Origin of the sequence: Delftia sp. ZNC0008 (assembly GCF_000799035.1) — a bacterium.
GTDB classification, from domain to species: Bacteria; Pseudomonadota; Gammaproteobacteria; order Burkholderiales; family Burkholderiaceae_C; genus Comamonas; species Comamonas tsuruhatensis.
Genome location: NZ_JTKZ01000938.1, coordinates 1 through 5181 on the forward strand (window position 1 = coordinate 1; position 5181 = coordinate 5181).

4 protein-coding genes and 2 pseudogenes are annotated in these 5181 nt (G+C 65.2%); 4 read left to right on the forward strand and 2 right to left on the reverse strand.

What is annotated here, in order from left to right:
• Both L995_RS30140 and L995_RS30145 read right to left on the reverse strand, forming a co-directional pair.
• Positions 1-243: pseudogene (locus L995_RS30140) on the reverse strand (histidine kinase); the annotation flags it as partial.
• 60 nt (positions 244-303) lie between these two features.
• A complete protein-coding gene (locus L995_RS30145; protein ID WP_016446810.1) occupies positions 304-1083 on the reverse strand; it encodes a LuxR C-terminal-related transcriptional regulator in 780 nt (259 codons plus the stop codon).
• Between the two features lie 674 nt (positions 1084-1757).
• Here L995_RS30145 and L995_RS30150 point away from each other — a divergent pair.
• The 4 genes and pseudogenes from L995_RS30150 to L995_RS30165 all read left to right on the forward strand — a co-directional run.
• Complete coding sequence (locus L995_RS30150; RefSeq protein ID WP_047475133.1) at positions 1758-2255, forward strand: hypothetical protein; 498 nt, start codon at positions 1758-1760, stop codon at positions 2253-2255.
• A 98-nt stretch (positions 2256-2353) separates the two neighbouring features.
• Positions 2354-2776, forward strand: a complete 423-nt coding sequence (locus tag L995_RS30155; RefSeq protein ID WP_043790347.1) for a hypothetical protein — start codon at positions 2354-2356, stop codon at positions 2774-2776.
• Positions 2777-3011: 235 nt separating this feature from the next.
• Positions 3012-4649, forward strand: coding sequence for a DUF4384 domain-containing protein (locus tag L995_RS30160; RefSeq protein WP_043790348.1), 1638 nt, complete (start codon positions 3012-3014; stop codon positions 4647-4649).
• Positions 4650-4688: 39 nt separating this feature from the next.
• Positions 4689-5181, forward strand: a pseudogene (locus L995_RS30165) (SEL1-like repeat protein); the annotation flags it as partial.

A 5181-nucleotide genomic window follows, 5' to 3' on the forward strand; every position in this document is an offset into this window, starting at 1 on the left:
GCGCTCGGCCTGCACCTCGCGCGAAGGCCGGGGGCTGCGCCTGCGCCGCCACAGCAGGAGCCTGCGCAGGCGCGAGGCACCCATCGCACACAGCAAGGCCGTCAAGACCAGCAGGGCCAGGCTGCACAGGCGAAGCCACAGCGGAGCCTGGTCGCCCTGCTGCCAAAGCCAGGCGCAAAGCGCCAGCATCTGCAGCAGGCCCAGTGCCAGGCAGACTGCCAATGCGCGAAGGGAGTCCTTCATGGCCATGCGGTGGGAAGCGGCGGCGGGGCGGGCCGCACGGGCCCCTGCGGCGCCAGCCAATCAGAACAGGCCGCGCAGCGATGCAAAGCGCACCGCCTGGGCGCGTGTGCGCACCTGCAGCTTGCGGTAGATGTTCTTGATGTGCGTGTTGACCGTCATGGCGCTGATCATCAGGCGCGAGCCGATCTCGGCGCTGGTGTAGCCGCTGGCGACCATGCGCAGCACCTCGCGCTCGCGGGTGGACAGGCGGTCCGCCTCGTCGGGCGAGCGGCGCTTGGGCTCGGCGCCCTGGGTCTTGTCGAAGCGCTGCAGCAACCTGCGCGCCAGGCTGGGAGTGACGGATGCGCCGCCATTGGCCACCTGCAGCACGGCCTGGGGGTAGTTGCCGAACCAGGAGTTCTTGACGAGGTAGCCCGTGGCACCCAGCTCGAAGGCGCGCAGCACCTGCTCGTCGTTTTCCATCACGGAGATGATGACGGCCTCGGCCGTGGGCCGCACGGTCTTCATCATGTCCAGCAGCTCGAAGCCCTCGCCGTCGCCCAGGTTCAGGTCGACCAGCATCACGTCGAACTCGTGCTGGCGAATGGCCTTTCGACCCTCTCGGACACTTCCGGCCTGGGCCACGACCAGGGTGCGCGGGTCGTTCATGATTTCCTGGGCAATGACCATGCGGATGTGGGCATCGTCATCGACCAGCAGCACGCGCACGGGCTTGTCGGGCTGGCCGGCCAGATAGTCTGGCCACATGGCGGAACTCAGGCCCGTGCCCAGCATGGCCTGGGCGCGCGAGGAATCGGCGATCAGGGGACGGGCATCGGCGGGAACGTCGGATGGATTCATGCTGTTCTCCTCAAATGTCACGTCATGTGTATGACGCAACCGATCACATACGCGCCTTTCACATTAAGAGAAATCGCCACCGATATCCACAATCTTTGACGAAGTTTGTGAAAGATTGCGTAGCTTGCAAATTAACACATTTGTGTGAGAAGCCGGGTCCGTACTTTCTTGATCACCTGACCGGCAGGCCTGTCGGGCCTGGCAGGCCATGCCCTTCCCGATGCCCGCCATCCTCCCCTTGATCCAGCCTCATAACAGCCCCCGGTTCAACGCCTTCCTCCTGCGCCTGCACCGAGCGTATGCAATTCGATACACCGGGTTGTCTGGATGGCCCCATGCCCGCCGGATCAACGACCTGAAGCGAAGCTGCAACTGCAAATTTTCTGTCGTTACACCTTGAAACTACCCAACTCCATTCACCTCCCAATGCCGCTGCTTTAACGCGATGCAGCCCGCCAGCCAAAGGTTTGCACGGGTAAGTACCCGCCACGTGGATCAGCGCTCACGGCTACCCCGTACAAGAGATGGAACGGCAGGGGCACCCCAAGCACATTGGAGTCCAGACAACGAGCTGGGGTCCAGGGAGACAAGGCCGGAAACCTCCGCAAAGTGTCTGAAAAACGGGTGCTTACACACCTTTTCCTGATAGTCCGATTCCTTATCAAGGAGCCATCATGAAATCGCTTGCAATTCTTTCCCTGAGCCTGATCGCAACAGCAGCCATGGCTGGCCCCATGGGCGGTGGCGGTGGCGGTGGTGGCGGCGGCGGCGGCGGCGGCGGCAGCAGCAGTTCCCAGATCGAAATCAACGGCCCCAGCGTTCAGGTCACCCTGCTGAACAGGAGCGGCGTGCTCAACGTAGCAACGGGCGGTGGCAAGGCCTCCCAGAACCTGGCCAGCAATGCAGGCAACGTCACCATCGACCGCAGTGGCAGCTCTCTGCAGGTCGTCGCTGCCACCGGCAGCGGCATCTTGAACAAGGCCGATGGCTACGCAGCAGTGGCCGTCAACAACCTGGCCTCCAACTATGGCGAAGTGGAAGTCAAGAACACTTCGATCCAGGTGGTGGCTGCCAAGAACTCGGGCATCGTCAACTATGCCGGTAACGGTTCCATGGCAGTACAGAACATCTCCAGCAACAACGGCTGCGTGACCTGCTACAACAACCACTGAGCCTGACTGCCGGACGAAGGACACTGCCGGACGGCCCCAGGCCTTCCGGCAGCACCTTCCCGGCGAATAGCCAGCTCACCGCACCAGGAGAGCCCACCATGCACACCGCCGCCCATCTCTGTTCGGCTGCCCTACTGGCCTGGCTCGCACTCGGAGCGCCCCCCCTTCATGCAGCAGCCCCCGGCGAAGATCCAGTGGTGCTCAGCAAGCCTGTCGACTATCTGAGACTGCCCACGGCCAAGCAGCAGACATCGTCGGGGCTGGACACCGTCACTGACATCCCCATCAACGTCAAGGCCAAGATCGCGCGCTACGAAGCCATGTCCATGACCAATGCTCCCGGCATCTCCACCGAGGCGAACGTGGTGACCACGACCACAACGAGCAGCACGGGCATGCAGCGCACCTGCACCCAGGACCTGGCCAGCAACACCAACGCCAGCGCGTTCAACCGCTACGGGCCACAGACCAAGGACCAGATCGTGGTCCTCAAGGGCGACCTGATCAACGTCTGCCGCTAGTGCGGCCAGGCGGCCCGCGACCCGGCCGCCTTTCATTTCCAAAACCCATTTCCGGTGCCGGTGCCCCTGGGCGCCAGTGCCCTGGCTCGCCGTTTTCCAGCAGAGGTCCATCATGCGCAACCGCCTTCCAACGCCAGGACTTCCCCGCCCCGATGCCGCGCTGCAGCCGGCATTCGGCGGACATGCGGACAACCGAGGGACTTTCCGCCAGCGATGGGCTGGCAGACAGGGCTGTATGCGGGTGGTGGCCTGCGCGGTATCGGCATCCATCGTGCTGCTGTCGGGTTGCGCGCCGCTGGATGCGCGCAAGGATTCCAAATACCTGGAAAAAGTCTATGCGGCCGACCGCCCGGTGGTGCGGCCGGTGCGCTCCATATCGAGCTTCTCCGATTCGCTGATGTGCATGGACAGGATGTTCCGCAACAGCCACATGCCCACGGTGCTGATCACCAGCAAGCAGTTGCCCGACTATTCGGGCCGCGTGGCCGTGGCCGCCAAGGAGATGGTGGTCACCGCCCTGTCCCAGATGTCGCGCGTCAGCAGCGCCTTCCGCTACGTGGACTATGAGGTGGACATCGCCCGCCAGGACACGGTGCAGAACCTCACCACCATCTTGCTCAACAACAACCAGATCCAGCTGCAGCGCCCGGCCCTGTATGTGTCGGGCGCCGTGTCCTTCATGGACCAGAACGTGCTGCGCAACAACGTGGACATAGGCACCAGCGCCTCGCGCCTGGAAACCGGCTACAGCGCCAACCGCAGCGGCGCCGTGCTGGGCATGGAGCTGCACCTGGGCGACTTCCGCACGCGCACCATCATTCCGGGCCTGGATTCGGCCAACGAAGTCGTCATCGGCAACGGCAGCCAGGGCCTTGACCTGTCGGGCCGTATCGGCAACTACGGCGTGCAGTTCAGCGTGGGCCGCGACTATGCCCAGGGCTCGGGCCCGGCCGTGCGCACCCTGGTCGAGCTGGGCATGATCGAGCTGCTGGGCAAATGGTCACGCCTGCCCTACTGGCAGTGCCTGACGCTGGACCAGACCCATCCCGACTTCCAGCGTCAGCTGCGCGACTGGTATGAGGAAGGCGAAGCCGGCATCCACCAGGAGCTGGTGCGCCAGTCGCTGATCAGCAAGGGCTATCTGCCGCCCGACGCACCGGCCTTCACCGCAGGCAACCCGCAGTGGCGCGAGGCCATAGGGCGCTTCCAGGCCGACAGCGGCATGGTGGTCAATGGCGTGGTGGACTTCAGCACCTACGAGCGCGCACTGCGAGACTTCGTGGCCGTCAGCGCCGATGGACACATGACGCGCATCGGCTGGAACACCAAGAGTGCGGCACCGGTCACCACCGCCTCCGAGAACGTGGCCGTGGCCACGGGTGACTACCGCTACGGCGCCCCCGCGCCCGACCGCAAGCTGGACCTGTGGGTGGAGAACATCACGCCCACGCGCACCTCTTTCGAGACGGGTGAGCAGCTGTTCCTGTCCACCACCGTGTCGCGCGCCTCCTACCTGTCGTGCTTCATGGCCGGTGCCGATGGAGAGGTCACCCGGCTGGTGCCCAACGATGTGAACCGCTCGGGCTGGATCACCGCCGCCCAATCCGTTCGCCTGCCAGACTGGATGAGTCCCAACCCCGGCTACGTCATCAACGCCGGGCCTCCCGGCAAGGAAGGCGTGGCCTGCTTCGCCACCGAGCAGAACATGACCGACAAGCTACCCACGCTGCTCCAGGGCAAGGCCTTCATCGCCATCCCGGGCATGCGCTCCCTGGAGGATGTCAACCAGTACATGGCCAACTCTCTGGGCGCCGACCAGTACACCGGCTCGGCCCGCTTCTGGCAGGTGGTTCCGGCCCAGGCCAAGCGCTGATGAGCGGTGCACGTCACAAGCCAAACAGAGGCAATTGCCATGCCCTCCAGCGCTCATGAATCCCCGCCACGGCGGCGCATCGGGCTGCGCCTGACCGCAAGGCTTGTGCTGCCCGGACTGCTGGTGGTGCTGCCAGGTCTGGCTCCCGCCGTACTGCCGCATGTGCAGGCGGCGGCCCGCTTCACGCCGGTCATGCCCATTCGGGTGGCGACGGCCAGCGTGTACGGTTCCCAGCCGGGCACCAGCAACATCACCTCGACCTCGGACACCGCCCAGCAACGGGCCCTGTCCCAGCTGCGCAGCCGCGCCGAAGGCAAGGGCGTGAGCCTGGCCACGCAGCGCGAGGCGCAATGGGTGATGGGCCTGCTGGCACTGCATGGCATTGCCATGGCGCAGGACGGGCCGCAGGCCAGGCAATGGTTCGAGCGCGCGCAGCGCGCCGGCCATCCGCTGGCCAGCGCGGGACTGGCCTGGTGCGCCATGGACGGCTGCGGCCAGCCCCCCGATCCACCGGCTGCAAGGCCCTACGCGG

Bases quoted from the DNA above. Each gene is read 5' to 3' on its own strand.
- L995_RS30145 (WP_016446810.1), bottom strand. From the start codon at position 1,083: ATGAATCCATCCGACGTTCCCGCCGATGCCCGTCCCCTGATCGCCGAT.
- L995_RS30150 (WP_047475133.1), top strand. From the start codon at position 1,758: ATGAAATCGCTTGCAATTCTTTCCCTGAGCCTGATCGCAACAGCAGCC.
- L995_RS30155 (WP_043790347.1), top strand. From the start codon at position 2,354: ATGCACACCGCCGCCCATCTCTGTTCGGCTGCCCTACTGGCCTGGCTC.
- L995_RS30160 (WP_043790348.1), top strand. From the start codon at position 3,012: ATGCGGGTGGTGGCCTGCGCGGTATCGGCATCCATCGTGCTGCTGTCG.